13 protein-coding genes and 1 pseudogene are annotated in these 15591 nt (G+C 46.6%); 7 read left to right on the top strand and 7 right to left on the bottom strand.

The annotated features are described in order from the left end of the window. Positions 1-266: 266 nt before the first annotated feature. The 4 genes from SOHN41_RS08390 to SOHN41_RS08375 all read left to right on the top strand — a co-directional run bounded on the left by SOHN41_RS08390 (position 267) and on the right by SOHN41_RS08375 (position 7080). The gene (locus SOHN41_RS08390; protein ID WP_007647736.1) at positions 267-1028 is read left to right on the top strand and encodes a tRNA-uridine aminocarboxypropyltransferase; all 762 of its coding nucleotides are present in this window, start codon (positions 267-269) and stop codon (positions 1026-1028) included. 181 nt (positions 1029-1209) lie between these two features. Further along, positions 1210-2448: an efflux RND transporter periplasmic adaptor subunit gene (locus SOHN41_RS08385; protein WP_037458502.1), complete on the top strand. Its 1239-nt coding sequence runs from the start codon at positions 1210-1212 to the stop codon at positions 2446-2448. 11 nt (positions 2449-2459) lie between these two features. Next, positions 2460-5627: an efflux RND transporter permease subunit gene (locus SOHN41_RS08380; protein WP_007647732.1), complete on the top strand. Its 3168-nt coding sequence runs from the start codon at positions 2460-2462 to the stop codon at positions 5625-5627. Continuing rightward, entirely contained in the window at positions 5620-7080 is a 1461-nt protein-coding gene (locus tag SOHN41_RS08375; RefSeq protein WP_324291938.1) for an efflux transporter outer membrane subunit, read from the top strand. Before SOHN41_RS08380 ends, SOHN41_RS08375 begins: the two co-directional genes overlap by 8 nt. Before the next feature lie 115 nt (positions 7081-7195). On the opposite strand, the gene SOHN41_RS08370 is transcribed toward SOHN41_RS08375, so the two are convergent. Continuing rightward, positions 7196-9253: a PhoX family protein gene (locus SOHN41_RS08370; RefSeq protein WP_007647728.1), complete on the bottom strand. Its 2058-nt coding sequence runs from the start codon at positions 9251-9253 to the stop codon at positions 7196-7198. A gap of 248 nt (positions 9254-9501) precedes the next feature. Here SOHN41_RS08370 and SOHN41_RS08365 point away from each other — a divergent pair, with 248 nt between their 5' ends. From SOHN41_RS08365 to SOHN41_RS20370, 3 genes and pseudogenes are all read left to right on the top strand, one after another. Next, positions 9502-9825 carry a hypothetical protein gene (locus tag SOHN41_RS08365; RefSeq protein ID WP_007647726.1) on the top strand — a complete coding sequence of 108 codons (324 nt, stop codon included), beginning with the start codon at positions 9502-9504 and terminating at the stop codon, positions 9823-9825. 288 nt (positions 9826-10113) lie between these two features. Beyond that, complete coding sequence (locus SOHN41_RS08360) at positions 10114-12096, top strand: RecQ family ATP-dependent DNA helicase (protein WP_007647724.1); 1983 nt, start codon at positions 10114-10116, stop codon at positions 12094-12096. A gap of 18 nt (positions 12097-12114) precedes the next feature. Then, positions 12115-12389: pseudogene (locus tag SOHN41_RS20370) on the top strand (hypothetical protein). Between the two features lie 80 nt (positions 12390-12469). On the opposite strand, the gene eco reads toward SOHN41_RS20370, so the two are convergent. The 6 genes from eco to SOHN41_RS08325 form a co-directional block, all read right to left on the bottom strand. Continuing rightward, positions 12470-13021: a serine protease inhibitor ecotin gene (gene eco / locus SOHN41_RS08350; RefSeq protein WP_007647720.1), complete on the bottom strand. Its 552-nt coding sequence runs from the start codon at positions 13019-13021 to the stop codon at positions 12470-12472. A 318-nt stretch (positions 13022-13339) separates the two neighbouring features. Continuing rightward, complete coding sequence (locus SOHN41_RS08345) at positions 13340-13612, bottom strand: DUF5676 family membrane protein (RefSeq protein WP_007647716.1); 273 nt, start codon at positions 13610-13612, stop codon at positions 13340-13342. Between the two features lie 146 nt (positions 13613-13758). Then, positions 13759-14211 (bottom strand): hypothetical protein, encoded by a 453-nt coding sequence (locus tag SOHN41_RS08340; RefSeq protein ID WP_007647713.1) that lies wholly within the window; start codon positions 14209-14211, stop codon positions 13759-13761. Further along, complete coding sequence (locus tag SOHN41_RS08335) at positions 14208-14882, bottom strand: methyltransferase family protein (RefSeq protein ID WP_007647711.1); 675 nt, start codon at positions 14880-14882, stop codon at positions 14208-14210. Before SOHN41_RS08335 ends, SOHN41_RS08340 begins: the two co-directional genes overlap by 4 nt. Beyond that, entirely contained in the window at positions 14872-15138 is a 267-nt protein-coding gene (locus SOHN41_RS08330) for a DUF2933 domain-containing protein (protein ID WP_007647709.1), read from the bottom strand. Before SOHN41_RS08330 ends, SOHN41_RS08335 begins: the two co-directional genes overlap by 11 nt. A 92-nt stretch (positions 15139-15230) precedes the next feature. After that, entirely contained in the window at positions 15231-15584 is a 354-nt protein-coding gene (locus SOHN41_RS08325; RefSeq protein ID WP_007647707.1) for a cupredoxin domain-containing protein, read from the bottom strand. Positions 15585-15591 lie beyond the last annotated feature (7 nt).

The following is a 15591-nucleotide window of genomic DNA, read 5'->3' as shown; positions in this document are numbered from 1 at the left end:
GTGTTGGTCTCGATAATATAGTGTTAAATATTGCGTGATGGCATGGGCTTCTACATTACAGTTGTTGCACTGTTTCAGGAGATTTCTTAAATCATCGGCACTACCAGCTGGACTCATCAAATACGGTCCCTCATGCCTTTTATCGCGATAATCTATCACGTTGATTGCGTCATTTAAGGCCAAGGGATAAACTGCGCCGCTGCGGTAGGAAAGTGCAAAACAACCTACCGCTACCCCCTAATAAGTTTGCAAGAGAATGGGTTTTTATGGCTTTAGCTCCACATGCAGTTCACCGCTTATACCAGTACCGTAAGTCTATTTCGACTAAACCCTTTGGTGCCCGTGGTAAAAAATTGATCCGCTGCCCATTATGTCTATTGGGTGAGCAATTTTGCACTTGCACACTGCGCCGCCAGTTAGCGACTCAAGCCAGTTTTCTGCTGATCATGTATAACGATGAAGTGTTAAAACCCACTAATAGCGGGCGGTTAATCGCAGATCTTATCCCGGATACCCATGCCTATATTTGGTCACGCACTGAACCCGAAGCCGAGCTACTCGCGTTAATCGACTCGGAGCAATATCAACCCTTTTTAGTGTTTCCGGCCCAATATGCAGAGCAGGGACAAACCGTACTGAATCAAGTGCCGATGTCGACGTTAGCCGAAGGTAAACGACCGCTATTAATTATGCTCGATGGTAGTTGGCGTGAGGCGATTAAGATCTTCCGTAAGAGCCCTTATTTACATTCATTGCCTATGCTTTCGTTCGATCCCGATACCCTAGCAACCTATGCACTGCGTAAGGGCAGCCATGATTTTCAGTTAGGCACAGCCGAAGTGGCCTCCTTAGCATTAACGGCCATCGGCGAAGCTGCCAATGCTAAAGCGTTAAGCGCGTGGTTTGACTTGTTTGTCGAATCATCCTTACTGGGGCGTAATCGTCGTTGTCGTGAAGATCTTTTGCCTATTACAAATTTTACCGATGCCTTTGAACTTGCCTATCAAGAAGCCTGTTGCCAAGTTTGAGGCTTCACAGGTCACAAATCATTGAACTAATTGATTTTAAAATGTCAATTTCCGCGAGATTACCGTAGACTTAAACTGCATTGGCTCAAAGGATGTTTAACTGGGCCGACTAAACCGTTAAAACCATTCTTATTTTTGGCTTGGGAGTGGTTTCATTACCTTTAGAATGCTGGATGCGCATATGCCTCAACCCCATATTAGAACGGACTTTCCATCTTTCCGACACTTATCCTTTCCCCTGAGTGTATTGTTGCTTAGTTTGTCGATAAGTGCATGCAATCAGCCCGAAGTAACCATAGCGCCTAAAATGGTGGTGGTTGAAAAAGTCACCACAGCGACAGTGCCGCTCTATGGCAATTATATTGGAGTGACGCAGGCTTCCTTAGATGTGGAAGTGCGCGCTAGGGTCGATGGTTTTGTGGAGGAAAAACGTTTTATCGAAGGCAGTGCAGTTAAAGCGGGTGAGTTATTATATCAGATCGATAATAAACCCTATGTGGCGGTCGTTAATCGTTTAAAGGCGAAGTTAGCCTCCCAGCAGGCAATAGTGGAAAAAGCCGAACGGGATGTGATACGCCTAAAACCCCTCTATGAGCAAGACGCCGCCAGCCAGCTCGATTACGATAATGCCCTGTCAACCTTAGCACAGGCGAGATCGAATCTTATCGCCAGTCACGCCGAGGTTGAAGAGGCGCAACTTGAGCTAAGTTATACCGAAATTAAAGCCCCTATTGATGGCTTGGTCAGCCGTTCCGAGGTAGATATTGGTGCGCTTGTGGGCAGTAAAGGTCAATCCTTGCTGACCCGGGTAAAGCAAGTCGACCCGATATATGTGAGTTTTAATATGTCGGCCCTCGATTATCTTAATGCCCAGCGACGCTTAACCAGTTATTCCGCTAAGAAAGAAGCGGAGACGGAGGGTAAAGCACTGGCTGGATTTGTCCGTATTACCTTGCCAGATAACAGTGAATACTGTTATTTAGGGGATGTCAGTTTTACCGATCCCCAGGTGAATCCCAATACAGGTACCTTCGAAGTTAGAGCCATTTTACCCAACCCCGAAAAAGAGCTGCTACCGGGTCAATACACCAATGTGCGCATTAAACTTTCGGAAACGCCCAATGCTGTGGTGATCCCCCAGAAAGCCACCCAAGTAGACCAAGGTGGCGTCTATGTGATGGTGGTGCTGCCCAGTAACATAGTCGAGCGGCGCTTTATTGTGATCGATCATCAAGGAATCGAAGGTGTCATGGTTAAGAGTGGCTTAAAAGCGGGTGAGATGGTGATAACAGAAGGCATGCACCGAGTTCGCCACGGCCAGCTTGCTGAGCCATTAAGTGCCAAGGAATATGCGGCAAAGGAAGATGAGATGGCAAAGGCTGGTGCACTAAAACATCAGGCGCTCGAACCGCAAAAATAGGAGCAACAATAATGGCGCAGTTTTTTATCAATAGGCCCATTTTTGCGAGTGTAATTTCGATTGTTATTGTGCTGCTTGGCACCATTGCGATGTTCAAGTTACCCGTCGATCAATATCCCTATATCACGCCTCCCCAAGTCACAATTTCGGCATCCTACCCTGGGGCAAGTTCGACCACGGCCGCCGAGTCAGTGGCGACGCCACTTGAGCAAGAAGTCAATGGCGTACCCAATATGATCTACATGAGTTCAAAGAGTACTAACTCTGGTAGCACGAGCGTAACGATCACCTTTGATGTGGGGACAAATGCGGATTTAGCGGCAGTCGATGTGCAAAACTCGGCCCAACAGGCTGCCGGCGGTTTACCCATAGATGTGCAAACCGAAGGTGTGACAGTCTCTAAAGATGCCTCAGTTGAATTATTAAAGCTCGCCCTGACCTCAGATGATGAGCGTTTCGATGAAATTTACCTAAGTAACTATGCCACTATCAATATCGAATCGGCACTTAGGCGTATTCCGGGGGTGGGGCGCACTCGAAATACTGGCTCACGTAGTTACGCGATGCGTATCTGGCTTAAACCCGATGCCATGGCTGGGTACAGCTTAACCACCACAGATGTGATCAATGCGATTAAAGCCCAAAATAAGGAATCTCCCGCGGGCACCATTGGGGCTCAACCTAACAGCGATGATATTAGTCTGACACTGCCTATCAGTGTTGCGGGACGATTGAGCTCAGTTCAGGCGTTTAATGAAATCATTGTGCGCGCGAACCCCGATGGTTCGCTTATTCGCCTGCGGGATATTGCTGGCGTTGAATTAGGTTCCTCTGCCTACACCTTACAATCCCAGCTTAATGGGCAAAATGCCACTATCTTGCAGGTATATTTGCTACCGGGGGCCAATGCCCTAGAGGTGACTCAAAAGGTCAAACAGACCATGGCAGAGCTGGCCCAAAAGTTTCCTCAGGGGATTAAATGGCAAGTGTTTTACGATGCCTCTATTTTTATTCAAGAGTCCATCGATGAAGTGATCCACACCTTGATCGAGGCCTTAGTGCTGGTGGTTTTTGTCGTGTATTTATTTTTACAAAATGCCCGCGCGACTTTGATCCCCGCGATCGCCGTGCCCGTGTCATTAATTGGCACGCTGGCCGCCATGCTTGCCTTTGGTTTTACGATTAATACGGTGAGTTTGTTGGCGTTAGTACTCGCCATTGGGATTGTGGTTGACGACGCCATTGTGGTGGTGGAGAACGTTGAACGGCTGATCCACGAGAAGGGAATGTCGGCAGTGGATGCAACACGTGGCGCGATGAAAGAGCTTTCAGGTGCCCTAGTCGCAACCAGTTTAGTGCTCTGCGCCGTATTTGTGCCCGTGTCATTTTTAGCGGGGATCACAGGGATTATGTACCGTGAATTTGCGGTAGCGATTACGGTCGCCGTATTAATTTCAACCTTGGTCGCCTTGACTCTGAGTCCTGCATTGTGCGCCTTACTGCTCGCGCCGGGTAAATCGCCGCAGAAGGGCTTTTTCTACTGGCTTAATACAAAACTCGATTTAGGTACCAGCCAATATGTTGCCCTTGTCGCCCTAACCAATAAATACGCCAAACGCAGCTATTTAGCCTTTGGGATCATGTTGGGCGGGGTGTATTTGATCATGTCGCATATCCCGAGCAGTTTTATGCCCGATGAAGATCAAGGAAGGTTCTTTATCGACATGACCTTACCCGATGGTTCAACGGTCAATCGTACTGAGACGGTATTGAAGAAGGCCGAGCTATATGTTCGTGCCCATCCCGCCGTAGCTTATTCCTTTACCCTTGCGGGTGAAAATCGCCGTTCGGGTGCCAATCAGGCCAATGGGCAGTTTGAAGTGGTACTTAAGCCTTGGGCTGAGCGCGAAGCCACCAATGCCACCGTTGAAACCGTAATGGAAGCCATTGATAAGGAGTTAGAACAGGTATTAGAAGCTGAGTTTAACCTATATTTACCCTCAGCGGTGCCGGGATTGGGGAGCGGTTCTGGCGTTGAAATGCAATTGCAAGATACCTCTGGGACTCACTTTCAAGGCTTGGTTGAAACCGCTAATGAGTTGGTCGAAATCTTAAAACTTCAACCCGAGGTCGCCAGTGCCAGTGTGTCATTGCAAAGTGCGATTCCGCAATTGCATTTGTCAGTGGACGAAGCAAAAGCCATGGCTATCGGGGTAAATGTTGGTGATATTTACAGTACAATCAAAACATTAACTGATTCGTCGACGGTCAATGATTTCAATCTGTTTGGCCGAGTCTATAGAGTTAAGATTCAAGCGGAAGAACGCTATCGACAATTTCCACACCAAGTCAAAGACTATTATGTGCGTTCAGCGAGCGGCGCTATGGTACCGATTGGGGTGTTAGCTAAATACGAGTACACTGTGGGTCCCTCATCGGTGACCCACTACAACCTATTTTCCAGTGCTTCCATCAATGTGACGCCTGCCGCGGGCTATGCAACCGGGGATGTTATCGAGGCGATAGCGCGAGTTGCAAAACCGATATTGCCCGATGAATTTAAATATGAGTGGACTGGAATTACCTACCAAGAGGTGCAATCGGCTAATCAAACGGGCGTTGCTATTGGCTTAGCGCTGCTATTTGTGTTTCTATTTTTAGCGGCTCTGTACGAAAGCTGGAGCATACCTGTGGCCGTGTTACTTATTGCGCCGATTGCGCTACTCGGTGCGGCAATCACGACCTTTATCAGCGGCATGGAGAGTAATTTGTTTTTCCAAGTAGCTTTTATCGCACTCATTGGTATGGCGGCGAAGAATGCCATTCTGATTGTGGAATTTGCTAACCAACTTCACCAACAGGGAAAATCCTGTTTGGAGGCGGCCTTGGAGGCGGCAACGATGCGCTTTAGACCGATACTCATGACCTCTATGGCTTTCATCCTTGGCGTATTACCTTTGGTTTTATCCGCGGGTCCTGGGGCTGTAAGCCGCCAATCCATTTCACTGCCTATTTTAGGCGGAATGGTATTGGCGACCACCATAGGGATCGTTTTTGTTCCGTTATTTTTTGTCACCACCGCGGGTTGGGTGAAAAAGACACAAGCAAAGCAATCCATTGAGACCAAAGAGGTGCCGCTCCTAGATCAAGACGTGACAGAGGAGGTGAGCCGTGGCTAATCACCCGTATTCTTCCCCTGTGACGGGTCAGCACCGGGCTTCAATGGGGCGATTGCAATTCAACCCCATTTTCTTAGGGTTTTTGGTCGCGCTCAGTGTTGGCGCCTGTTCCGTTGGGCCTGATTATCAACGGCCAGAGCTGAACTTACCCGAACAGTATCAAATACAAGACACCACTAGCGAAGATTTCCTCCGCCAAAGCAGTAGCGCGGCATTATCGTGGCGCCATTTTTATCAAGATCCCGCACTTTTACAGTTGATTGAACATGCATTAGCAAACAATCTCAATCTGCAAATTGCCCAGTCCCGTCTAATCGCCGCCCGTTCGAAGATGACTGTATCCAACAGTGCACTCTGGCCGGATGTTGTCTTATCGGCGGGGTTTGAGCGCACGCTCGATAGCGCTGCAACCAATGATTCACCCAGCCCGGAATCGACCTTAGATCTTCAAGGTACAGTCTCTTGGGAGTTAGATCTATGGGGGGCGAATCGACATACGAGTGAAGCAACCGAGGCGATGTACCTATCCGAGGTTGAGTCGCTTCGTTTAACCTATGTGAGTCTTATCAGTGATATCGCTAATCGCTACTATGAATGGCTGGATGTGGAGCAGCGTTATCGAGTATCGAGTGAGACTGTCGCACTAAGGCAGAAAGAGTTGAAGATAGCCCAATTACGCCATGTAAATGGGATGATTTCAGGGCTAGATGTGCGCCAGGCTGAAGTCGAATTGCAGAGCACAAAAGTGACTTTGCCAAAGTTGAATTATGAACGAAAATATAAAATAAATCAGCTATATATTTTGCTTGGTGAGTATGACTACCCATTGCCAGAACGCCAAAATCTGCCTGATATAAGAGGATTACCCAACGAGCTAAATGCGGGCGTCCCATCGCAGTTATTAAGTATGCGACCCGATGTCAAAATAGCCGAGCAAGCGATGATCGCCGCGAATGCCGATGTGGGGGTTGCTAGGGCAGCATTTTTCCCCAAGTTTATTATTTCGGGTATGTACGGCCGTGAAAATGACCATCTAGCGGACATTTTCGACGCCAATGGGGTGACTTGGTCATTACTAGGTGGCATTACTGCGCCAATTTTTAACAGCGGTAAAATCTCCGCACAGTTTGATATCGCCTCTGAAGCGTCTAAACAAGCCATGCTGAATTATCGTCAGGTCGTATTGAATGCGTATTTCGATGTTAACGATGCCTTAAATAATCTGAAACGTGCCGAGCTTGCGAGCGGTGCGCAGCAGGAGTTAGTTGCGTCTTCAAAGGAATATGCACGTCTTGCTAGATTGAGGTATCAAAATGGTGTTGCGACATCCTTAGACTTAATGGATGCACAGCGACAGTTGTTTAGTGCGCAATTAGCCTATAGTGAAATTTTGCGGGATAAACAATTAGCGAAAGTGGCTTTATATCGAGCACTCGGAGGCGGGCAGATTTAAGTCGTTTAGCCGCACAAAAGACAATAAAAATCCCCTTAAACAGGGGATTTTTAATTCATTCCGTCGGTTCACGGGACAGCACTTGGACCCAAAATACCCTTGTTCCTTAAGTCCGTTATATGGCGACTTCCTTGCCATCTAACTTACGGATAACGACAGTGGCAGCGCGAGGGCGTAATGTCGTACCCGCTGGCGTTACTTGCGCCGCATTGGACGAGTAGGGCCAGTTACCTGGATGCTGGATATTGGCAAACACTGAGGTATAGTCAGGGCTAATGGCAAAACCTGTGACTTCACAATCATTTGGACCGACGAAGAAACGCTTTAATTCCATTTGGTTATCGGCCGTCACACTTGCCTGTTTGTTGGCGCTGTCGAGCAGTGTAGAAGGGACAATCGCCAGCATTTGATCGTTGGTCTCTTCAGTGACTTCCTTGGCACCATTATCGGTTTGAACCCATAAAATACCTCGTTTATCAAAGGCTAGGCCATCAGGGCTCGCAAATTGGTTCAGATCTGTTAAGCCCGAAAGGTTCGTCTCAGCATTACCATCGCTGGGCGATCCGAATACAAAAATATCCCATGCAAATTCAGTGTCTTTATCGCCTTCATCCCAACGAATAATATGTCCAAAGGTGTTTTTAAGTCTTGGATTTGCGGGGTTGGCTTCGGTACGTTTAGAGTTGTTGGTCAGCGTCAAATAGGCAGAACCTGTGAATGGATCGACCGCGCACCACTCTGGGCGATCCATAGGCGTCGCGCCGACTAAATCCGCCGCGCCCGCGGTATTTAAGATAATATCGGCCAGACTCGCAAAGCTATTGCCTAAGGTTTTGCCGTCCGTGGTTTGACTATCTAAGGTGAGAGGTAACCATACACCGCCGCCATTCTCGTTAAATTTAGCAGCATATAATGTGCCTTCATTCATGTACTTATCACCCATTTGCAGGCGATTAGAGCTGGTTGCGTCCTGTGGATCCCACACGGCATTCGACACAAATTTATATAAGTATTCGAACTGAGAGTCGTGGCCAGAGTAAAACACTACGGGTTTTCCTTCAGTCAGTTTACCAAAGGTACAGCCTTCATGGCGGAAGCGACCGAGTGCGGTACGTTTAATGGCACGCGAGTTTGGATTATAGGGGTCAATCTCAACGATATAGCCGTGGCCATTCGCCTCGTTGCGATAGTCATCCTGTGCACTGGCCCCCGTTGGCGTCACATCAAAACGGGCAAATTCATCGAGCCGTTCTTCACCGTGGCCTGCAAGATCATCCCAGCCGTAGCGAGTGCTGGTCTTGCTGATCCCGATGCGGGCTTGTTCGGCAGTTAAGGTGCCACGATTAGCAAAGTAACCCGGCCAGTTTTCTTCACAGGTTAAATAAGTGCCCCAGGGGGTATAGCCATTGCCACAGTTATTGAGTGTGCCACGAGCCTGACTGCCATCGGGGGAGTAACGGGTTTCGAGCAGTGAAGAATAGGCCAGCGGTCCACTGACATCCATCACTGTCGCACCAGTAAAGCGGCGGTTATGACTGTCGTTATAGATAACTTCCCATTGATTATTAATCAGTTTAATTCTTACGACAGACACACCATGGGCATTAATTTCCTTACGGACCTCATCGACAATAGTGCGTAAACCCGTGGTCGCATCTACCGTTGGGCCATTGGGATGCAGGGCCATTTCATCGATATATTCATGGTTGATACACAATAAACCGTCATCACCAGCCTCATTCAGGGGAAAGAAGTGCATACCATCGTGGTGCATACCAACAGCGTTTGCTTGGTCATCGGCGGTATTACTGCCATCGGCTTTCCAAGGTGCAGCTTTTGAATTTAATGGTGTTCCCCAAGGCGCAAGCACTTGAGCGCTATAACCTTCTGGGACCACTACCGCATCTAAGCGCGACCCAGCGACTGAGGCGAAATTCAGTTTTACACTACTTTGGGTAGGGGGGACTGGCACAACAGGATCGATGGGGTTAGGAGTCGAAGTACCATCAGAGCCACAGCCCGTTAAACCTATACCTGCAAAGGCGGTCATAGCGCTAATGCCGAGCCCACCTTTTACAAAGTTACGACGGGATAAATGTTTATCCAACACTTGGCTAAAGGATTCATTATTGCTTTTATTATAAAGTGTCGGGTCAAAGGTGGCCTTGCTCATATTGCACTCCAGTTGAATGGTAGGATTAAATATCGAGCCTTAGCCTGCCATCACAATATGACAATAAAGCAGAGTTTGCATGACAGAAAAACGACAAAGGTTGCTCTATTTTTTTAATATTAATCATGCAAATGGCTAAAAATAATCTTAAATTTCACCGATATTAAGGTTAAACGTGACTTATTTTATCTCTCACGTAAACTCTTTAGACTGTAATGATCGCAATGCTATTAATTTAGGGAGAGATTATGTCGGTTGAGAGGAAAATTGCCGTCTTATGCCGGGTGGAGCCCGGTTGTCTTGGACCCGATGGCAGCGATCATATAGAGGCTTTTTGTGCCTTGGCACAGAGGGCAATGCAATATTTTGATGTGGATGTTGCTACCTGGATCCTTACGCCAAGGTACGATAAAACCTTAGAGGAAATGCAGTACAGCGTTGCAAATAAGTTACTCTCACATGCTCAGGCTACTCAATATTTCACCTTAATCGGCCGGGATATAGACGCATTTGAAGAGCGTTTTCAAGATAAGTTAACTTCACTCATCAATCTTTACCTTGCTAGAAAGTAGAACATTCATCTTAGCTAACGATTATTGACGTCATTAAAGCTGTAATGTGCTGATATTATTGGATTATGTCTAGTGTACCGCAAACCGTTTATGGTTCGAATATCGGCTAGAACATCATAAATAACATCACATCAGGCATTCGCTATCGGCAATGGGGTGCAATTAAGCCCGTAAAGTCGAGCATAATTTGGTAGACTAGCCCATAGATTTCAATGTTAGCTCGTTTTTGGCTTTATCATGGCTAGTCGTCCCTTGGTGATTGAGCCCAATAGAGCAAAGGGATTGTCCATGGTTCATTCCGCCCAAACTCTTCAGGCCCATACTGCTGATAGTGCTCACTATGCCCCATTATTGCAGCGGCAATTTGGTTTTACGGCATTCCGTGGTGGACAACTCGAAACGATTTCTCAATTGTTGGCGGGCCACTCCAGCCTAGCGATTTTCCCGACAGGTTCAGGAAAATCCCTTTGTTACCAGTTTACGGCGCTACAGTTACCCCAGCTAACCTTAGTCATTTCTCCGCTACTTGCACTGATGAAAGATCAGCTCGAGTTTTTACGCTCCAAGGGCATTGCCGCGGCCAGTATTGATTCGACCTTAAATGCCGAGCAGAGCAAACAGGTGATGATGGATGCGCGAGCGGGCCGTTTAAAAATTTTAATGGTGTCAGTTGAGCGCTTTAAAAATGAACGCTTTCGACAGTTTATCCAGTCGGTTGCCATTTCAATGCTGGTTGTCGACGAGGCACACTGTATTTCAGAATGGGGGCATAATTTTCGGCCAGATTACTTAAAGTTGCCCGATTATCGCCGTGAGTTAAATATTCCCTTAGTCTTGCTGTTAACCGCAACGGCTACCCGAAAAGTAAAACTAGATATGGCGATGCGATTTGATATTGCACCTGAGCACATTGTTCAAACGGGGTTTTACCGCGCTAATCTCGATTTAAACGTGCTCCCAGTCACCAGCCAAGATAAGGTCACACGGCTTCACCAAGAGGTAAGTCGCTTTTCCGGTGCTGGGATTGTTTATGTTACCTTGCAATCTACCGCCGAAGAGGTGGCAAAGGCCCTGTGCAGTAAAGGGGTAGTTGCAAGTGCATACCATGCAGGGTTTGAGGATATTAAGCGTCAACAGATCCAAAACGATTTTATGCAGGATCGAATACAGGTTGTCGTCGCGACGATAGCCTTCGGTATGGGGATTGATAAAAGCAATATTCGCTTTGTTATCCACTATGACTTACCTAAATCTATTGAGAATTACAGCCAAGAAATTGGTAGAGCAGGTCGTGATGGCTTACCTTCTCACTGTGTGACTCTGGCAAATCTTGATGGGATGAATACGGTTGAAAATTTTGTTTATGGTGATACGCCTGAACGTGAATCCATTGAGTATCTGATTGAAAATATTAAGCAAGAGCAGCATGATGCTCGCTGGGAGTTACAATTAAACGCTTTGTCCAATGCGAGCAATATTCGCCAGCTACCGCTTAAAACCCTGTTGGTTCAGCTAGAAATCTATGGCGTGATAAAACCACTTTATGCCTACTATGCCGATGTCAGCTATCGCTTTATTGTTGAGCCGTCAGAGATTTTGAAAAAGTTTAATCCTGAGCGACAAACATTTTTATCGCAAATATTTACCTACACACAAATGAAGCGGATCTGGGGCATATTAGATTTTAATGCGCTTTATCAGGCCACAGGAAGTGAGCGTAGCCGCGTCCTGACGGCGCTAGAATATCTCGCAGATCTGCAACTGATTGAGCTTGAAACTAAGCGCATTACGGATGTGTACCAGGTTGATGCGGTTGCCTTAGCGAATTCATCGTTAGTGGATGAGCTTTATGTTTATTTCGTTGAAAAAGAACACAAAGAAATTCAACGAATTGCTCAGTTAGTGCGTTTTTTCGAGTTGGAGACTTGTTTAAGTTACAATTTATCACGCTATTTTGATGATAATGCATCACCCAAGCACTGTGGCCATTGCAGTGTTTGTCGTGGACAAGTGGTGAAGTTGGCTTTTTCGGTGACGCCCGTTTGGCCACTGGACAGTCAGATACTCGCGGATCTACAGAAGTTACAGCATCAAGTGCAAGTGAAGGGCGAAGTACCTTTGTCCCTTGATACCCAATGCCGTTTCCTCGCGGGGATGGTCGTTCCCCTGTTTAGCCGATTTCAGCTCCGTAAACTCGAGGGCTTTGGTCGTTGTGAAAAATTAAGATATGCGGAGATAAAACAGAAAGTGTCGTCGCTTGTGACGAGCTAAGATAGCAAAGGATCGAACATGAGTAAGGCTGTAAAAAAGATGCTCGCCAAGCATGAGCGATTAGTTCATTCGGAAGGTGTAACTGTACTTTCCCACACCCAAAGAGAGAAGGGCGAGTGGATACAACATACCATAATGGTTGATGATTGTGATGTGCCCTTTAAGTTTCGACGGGTAAAAAATACAAGGATTTACAGGGGCAGAAGGTGAGCCTAGTGTATTACCCTGATACTGAAATGGTGGCGGGTTTCGAAATCGAAATTATGCAAGTGGTTAGAATTAAACGATTCTAAGTGATGTCCTTCGGATCGTTGCTGTTTAATGTCAGTGACGATCCGAAGGGGATTTGAACTAAGCCTAAGCCGTAAACAGCTTATTTAGCATACTGGTATGTGGAGTCGACTTTCCAGGTTCTAAAACGTAATTCTGTGCCTTTTGGCAGGTAAAACACTTTAGGTAAACGGCTGTCGTAGCGCATTTTTAACTCACTAGGGATCCGCACAAAGGCTTCTTTCTTCGCCATTTCAAAGCATGCCATCATAGTGCTTGGCCCTTGGGAAATCTCATCGACTTGGTAGTAATTATATCCCCAACCCTTTACGGTCAACTCTTTTAGCTCACCGCTTAGCCCATGCTTGTTGCAGTCAACTAACTGGGTCTGACCAATTTGGATCTCAAGTAGATAATCGTCTTCGTTCTCTAGGGGCGGTAAAGTTAGGATATGTTGAACCATTCCTAGCTTAGGTGCGGGGAACATTTTAGTGACTTCCTGTTCGACATAGTTCACTGAGTTGAAGCTGGAAACACTGATCATTGGCGAATTTAATCCTGTAGGATGTGGTGGGCTCACAGCGGTAGCGTTAAAAGACAATAAGGCAAAGGTTAAGGGTAAGGCCACAGCTGTAAATAAATGAGTCAGTTTCATATTTTCTCCTTGGCGATCCAACTATTTGGTAATGGGGTGGTAATCCTGCCCCTTATCGCGTTTCTGTTCCTATAAACGGATGTGAACTTAAAAAGGGTTAACACTTTTGTGTCAATTATAAAAAATGACCAATGAAAATAATATACTGATTTGATTTAAAAATAATGAGCACTTGAGTTTTATATGAAATTGCTAGCCATTGGTTCAACATCGGCCATGCATTTCAATGGAACATGACTGCGCCAGTTACTACAGCTTGTTGCTCAGTAACTTGAATACTGTGGTCTCCCTAAGGCTGGGCATTTTTACTCATTTGATTCAGTGTATGACAGCACTACTGCATAATTTGTTGTAGATAGTCGCCAGTAACCAGCCATATACGCCAGCCAGTACAGACCAACTTATCAACCCCATAAAAATACCGCTTACAGATAGCTGCCAACCCATTTGTGACCAGTTGCCATGGATCATATGACCCGTCATATCCATCATCAATGAAGGCAACAGCCATACCAGCAGGCTACAAACGAGCCAGAGTATGGCAAAGGTGAGGGCGGCTGCTAGGCCAAATTTGGTTGCATTGATTTTCATCGATATCTCCTTAAATTGTCTGAGACTCCCAAAAAGATATGACATGCGCTGGTGGCTGGAAGACACAAATAGAGGTGTGTCAAAGACTGGGCCCATCATGTTTTATCCACTTTAGGAGTCTCACGATAAGTTTTCATTGAGGGTCACTATTGATGCTCCTGCGCATCATGTTCCATCATTTGCTCCATCATCATCTGGATCATGCCCATGTGCTGCTCCATCATGCCCATGCGTTCACCCATGTCCATCCCGGGCATATCCTTCTCTGCACCTTGTTGATTTCCTGATTGTTCTCCCATCATACTGCCGTTCATCATGTGCATCCCTTTTTGCATGGCCTCCCAATGCTGTTGCATCAATTCCCGATGTTTTTCCGGGTTCTTTTCCTGTTTGATATTGTTCATCAAAGACTGCATTGTCATCATCTGATCCTGCATTGTCATCATCTGATCCTGCATTGTCATCATCTGATCCTGGTTCATCATTCCCATCATCATGCCGCCATTTTGCGAGCGGCCCTGTGGCTGTTCTACGACAGCTAACACAGCTGATGATGCTAGTAGGGATGAGATGGCGAGAGTGTTAATGAGTGTTTTCATGGTTTTTCCTCAGTTTTTTCAGGTTTTGTTTCAGCACTATGGAGTTTTATTTTTGGGAACCATGCTGGTGTTCGGTGCATATAGGCACGATAGGCATCACCAAACTCTGCCAATGCCTGCTGTTCCTCTCGCTTCGCTAGGCGCACATAAACCAACACCAATATAGGGAACAGCACTAGGGTGGGGATAGTTGGCCATTGAAGCAGAAAGCCAAACATGATCAGGATAAATGCGAGGTATTGCGGATGCCGACAGCGGGCGTACCAACCTGTACAGGCTAAGGTTCGAGTTTGTTGCGCCTTATGCAACACACTCCAAGCGGAGGACAGTAAAATGAAGCCCATGACAATGAGCAGGTTGCTGACGATATGTAACGGATCCCAATGGGGGTTGCCTTCGAAGCCGAGCAGGGTATGCAGCAGGTGACCGTTGTCATGGGCAAAGAAATCCACGTCGGGATAGTACTTGGTAAGCCAACCGGAGAGGAAATAGATACTCAATGGGAAGCCATACATCTCGGTAAAGAGTGCGACGATAAATGCTGAAAAGGCACCGAGGCTGCGCCAGTCCGATATTGTCCTAGGTTTGACAAAACTGAAGGCGAAAAAGATAAAGATGGCAGAATTCAAGATCACCAGTGACCACAAACCATAGGCAGATTCATCGTGCATCATCATTCTCCCTATTACCCTTGGGATTTAAGCTGCTTCCATCTTTATCTGCTCTATGGGGATCGTCGTTATGGTGTCTATGCCCATGGTGCATGAAAACGTGCATCAAGGGGCAGGCCAATAAAATCAGCAAGGGCAGGAACTCAAATAAATGTTGTCTATGCTCCATAAAGAGGAAGTAACTTACTGCGGCTATCATTCCTATGGCGGCCCAACCCTGTGGCGTGAACCAAAATGAACGCCGTTGCTTAGCCATAACTCACCTCATAAAAATTAACTCGTTATCGCCGGACACTCTCTATCACTTGTTCATTATTAGCCCATGGCATCTTTAGATCATAGTTCGCTTCACTCGACATGCAATTCGCCACAGTACATTTGCATCTGGCAATGGAAGTGATAGACACCCGCTGGCAATGCCGGTAATGCAATCGACTTGGGTCTATTCAAGGGCAGGGTCTCGCTGATCTCCAGTTCGGGAAACACCAAGGTTTCGGCGCAGGGCGAAGCGTCTTTACGGATAAACTGCAAACGGGTGGCTTGGTTGACGTGTATTTTAATCCGTGAGGGCTGGTAGATGCCGTTTTCTACCAGAATGGTCATCTTGTCTTGTTCAAACACGGCTTCCTTGGGCCGATACAGCCAGAACCACCAGATGATCAGTGCAATCAACAAAATACCGACGATATTTATTATTAACATAATGCTC

The organism is Shewanella sp. HN-41 (assembly GCF_000217915.1).
Taxonomy (GTDB): Bacteria; Pseudomonadota; Gammaproteobacteria; order Enterobacterales; family Shewanellaceae; genus Shewanella.
This window is presented reverse-complemented; position numbering and strand designations above follow the sequence as displayed.

Bases quoted from the DNA above. Each gene is read 5' to 3' on its own strand.
- SOHN41_RS08390 (WP_007647736.1), top strand. From the start codon at position 267: ATGGCTTTAGCTCCACATGCAGTTCACCGCTTATACCAGTACCGTAAG.
- SOHN41_RS08385 (WP_037458502.1), top strand. From the start codon at position 1,210: ATGCCTCAACCCCATATTAGAACGGACTTTCCATCTTTCCGACACTTA.
- SOHN41_RS08380 (WP_007647732.1), top strand. From the start codon at position 2,460: ATGGCGCAGTTTTTTATCAATAGGCCCATTTTTGCGAGTGTAATTTCG.
- SOHN41_RS08370 (WP_007647728.1), bottom strand. From the start codon at position 9,253: ATGAGCAAGGCCACCTTTGACCCGACACTTTATAATAAAAGCAATAAT.
- SOHN41_RS08365 (WP_007647726.1), top strand. From the start codon at position 9,502: ATGTCGGTTGAGAGGAAAATTGCCGTCTTATGCCGGGTGGAGCCCGGT.
- SOHN41_RS08360 (WP_007647724.1), top strand. From the start codon at position 10,114: ATGGTTCATTCCGCCCAAACTCTTCAGGCCCATACTGCTGATAGTGCT.
- eco (WP_007647720.1), bottom strand. From the start codon at position 13,021: ATGAAACTGACTCATTTATTTACAGCTGTGGCCTTACCCTTAACCTTT.
- SOHN41_RS08345 (WP_007647716.1), bottom strand. From the start codon at position 13,612: ATGAAAATCAATGCAACCAAATTTGGCCTAGCAGCCGCCCTCACCTTT.
- SOHN41_RS08340 (WP_007647713.1), bottom strand. From the start codon at position 14,211: ATGAAAACACTCATTAACACTCTCGCCATCTCATCCCTACTAGCATCA.
- SOHN41_RS08335 (WP_007647711.1), bottom strand. From the start codon at position 14,882: ATGCACGATGAATCTGCCTATGGTTTGTGGTCACTGGTGATCTTGAAT.
- SOHN41_RS08330 (WP_007647709.1), bottom strand. From the start codon at position 15,138: ATGGCTAAGCAACGGCGTTCATTTTGGTTCACGCCACAGGGTTGGGCC.
- SOHN41_RS08325 (WP_007647707.1), bottom strand. From the start codon at position 15,584: ATGTTAATAATAAATATCGTCGGTATTTTGTTGATTGCACTGATCATC.